Raw genomic sequence first — 3,083 nt, forward strand, 5'->3', positions numbered from 1 at the left:
ACCCAGGAGCAGGTGGAGGCCCTGGAGGCCGCCCACCCGGACCTGGAGGACGTCCTCCCGCTCTCCCCCCTCCAGGAGGGCCTGCTCTTCCACGCCCACTACGACCACGAGGGCACCGACGTCTACACCGCGCAGGTCGAACTGGACCTGGAAGGCCGGCTGGACGAGGCGACCCTGCGGGAGGCGTGGACGGCGCTGCTGCGCCGGCACGCCAACCTGCGGGCCGCGTTCGTGCCCGACGTCGCCGGCGTTCCCGTCCAGGTCGTCGTCCGCGACCCCGCACTCCCCTGGCGCACCGTCGATCTGCGCGCCCTGTCCGAGGCGGACGCGGAGGCGGAGGCCGGCCGGATCGCCGCCGAGGAGCGCGCGAAGCGCCTCGATCCGGCGCGGGCACCGCTCATGCGCCTCACCGTCGTGGGCCTGAGCGACACCCGGCACCGTCTCGTCCTGACGAACCACCACATCCTCTTCGACGGCTGGTCGGTCCCCGTCCTCGCGAAGGAACTGTTCACCCTGTACGCCACTGCCGGCGGCACCGGCGCGGACCTGCCGCCGTCCACCCCCTTCAGCGACTACCTCTCCTGGCTCGCCGACCAGGACGGGCAGGCGGCCGAGCGGGCCTGGGCGGACGAGCTCGACGGGGTGGAGGAGCCGACCCTCCTGGCCCCGGACACCCCGGCAGCCACCGCAGGGGCACCGGGTGTCCCCGCCAGGATCGACGCGGAGCTCCCGGAGCCGGCCGTGACGGCACTGCGCCGCCTGGCGCGGGACCGGGGCCTGACGGTCAACACCCTGGTGCAGGGCGCCTGGGCGCTGCTGCTGTCCCGCATGACGGGCCGTGACGACGTCGTCTTCGGTACGACGGTCTCCGGCCGGCCGCCGGAGATACCCGGCATCGAGTCCATGGCGGGCCTGTTCATCAACACCCTCCCGGTCCGGGTCGTCCTCGACCCGGCCGAGCGGCTGGCCGACCTCCTGCTGCGCGTGCAGACCGCCCAGTCGAAGCTGATGGCCCACCAGCACATCGGGCTGAGCCGGATCAACCGGCTGTCGGGCCTGCCGCGACTGTTCGACAGCCTCGTCGTCTTCGAGAACTACCCGGTCGCCGAAGGGTCCGTCCCCTCCTCGGGTCTCGCCGTCAGCGGCTCGAAGGTCCACGACGCGACCCACTACCCGGTGACCCTCGCCGCCGGACTCCGCGACGACGAACTGTGGCTGCGGCTCCACTACATGCCGCACCTCCTCACCGAGGAGGCCGCACGCACACTCACCGACCGGTTCCGCACGCTGCTGCGGACGCTCGCCGACGACCCCACCCGCCCGTCCGGTTCCGTCGAGATCCTCACGGGCGAGGAGCGGCACCGCGTCCTGGCCGACTGGAACGACGTCGACGTGGACACGACGAGGGCCGCGACGAGTGTCGTCGAGGCGTTCGCGGCGCAGGTGGCGCGTACGCCGGAGGCCGTGGCCGTCCGCTGGGACGGCGGTGTGCGGACGTACCGGGAACTCGACGAGCGGGCGGACCGCCTGGCGGCGCGGCTGCTCTCCGTGGGGGTCCGGCCGGAGGAGCGCGTCGCCCTGCTGATGGAGCGTTCACCGGAGGTCGTGACGGCGATCCTGGGTGTGCTGAAGGCCGGAGCGGCCTACGTGCCCCTCGACGCGAGACTGCCGGGGGCCCGGCTCGCCTCGATGACACGACTGGCCGGGTGCCGCGTCGCGGTCACGGACGGCGGCACGACCACCGACGGCCTGCCCGGAATCGAGCACGAGGTCCCGGTCCCGGCCGGTGACGACGACCGTCCGGAGGAACCCGCCCGGGCCCCCGTCGTGCGCGTCCTGCCGGACAGCGCCGCCTACGTGATGTTCACGTCCGGCTCGACCGGCGAGCCGAAGGGCGTGGAGATCACCCACCGCGGAGTGGTGAGCCTGGCCACCGACCGCCGCTGGAACACCGGCGCCGCATCTCGTGCCGACCGATCCCCGCACCGGGTGCTGCTGCACTCGCCGTACGGCTTCGACCCGTCCACCTACGAGCTGTGGATGCCCCTGCTCGGCGGCGGCGAGGTCGTCGTCGCACCGCCCGGAGACCTCGACGTACCCGCCATCGCCCGTACGGTCCGCACGCACGGCGTGACCTCGCTGCTGCTCACCGCCGGACTGTTCCGGGTGGTCGCGGAGGAGGACCCCGGCTGCCTGGAGGGGGTCCGGGAGGTGCTGACCGGCGGAGACGTGGTCTCCTCGGCGTCCGTGCGGCGCGTCCTGAACGCGTGCCCGGGCACCGACGTCACCGACATCTACGGCCCGACCGAGATCACCCTGTTCGCCACCCAGCACACCATGCGGGACGCGGCCCGGGTGCCGGGCAGCGTCCCCATCGGCCGTTCCCGTGACGGCATGCGGGCCTACGCCCTCGACGGCCGGCTGCGACCGGTGCCGCCCGGCGCGGTGGGCGAGCTGTACATCGCCGGTGACGCGCTGGCCCGCGGCTACGCGCACCGGCCCGCACTGACCGCGGAGCGGTTCGTCGCCGATCCGTTCGGTCCGGCCGGTACCCGCATGTACCGCACGGGCGACCTGGTGCGCTGGACCCCGGACGGAGTACTGGAGTTCCTCGGGCGGGCCGACCACCAGGTCAAGATCCGCGGCTTCCGCATCGAACTCGGCGAGATCGAGGGCGTACTCGGCGCACAGGACGAGGTCGCCGACGCCGTGGTCCTCGTACAGCGGGCGCCGTCCGGCGGCAAGCACCTCGTCGGCTACGTCGTCCCCGAACCGGGCCGCCGGCCCGACCCCGGCACGCTCCGGGCGAGCCTCGCCGAACGGCTGCCGGAGTACATGGTCCCCTCCGACATCCTGCTGCTCGACGCGCTGCCGCTGACCGCGAACGCCAAGCTCGACCGCGCGGCCCTGCCCGTGCCCGGCTTCGCCGGCACGACGGGCGGAGGACGGGCACCGCGCACCCCCGTGGAGCGGACCCTTTGCGCGCTGTTCGCCGAGGTGCTGGGTGTGGAGCGGGTCGGCGCGGACGACGGGTTCTTCGCGCTGGGCGGGGACAGCATCATGTCGATCCAGCTGGTCAGCCG

The 3,083-nt window shown here is 73.7% G+C and carries 1 protein-coding gene; it reads left to right on the forward strand.

The genetic code is table 11. The annotated features are described in order from the left end of the window. Positions 1-3,083 (forward strand): non-ribosomal peptide synthetase (locus ACP4IX_RS35970; protein ID WP_426558820.1); only part of this gene is annotated, 3,083 nt, incomplete at both ends.

It is taken from the genome of Streptomyces sp. WG5, from assembly GCF_049974565.1.
GTDB lineage: Bacteria > Actinomycetota > Actinomycetes > Streptomycetales > Streptomycetaceae > Streptomyces.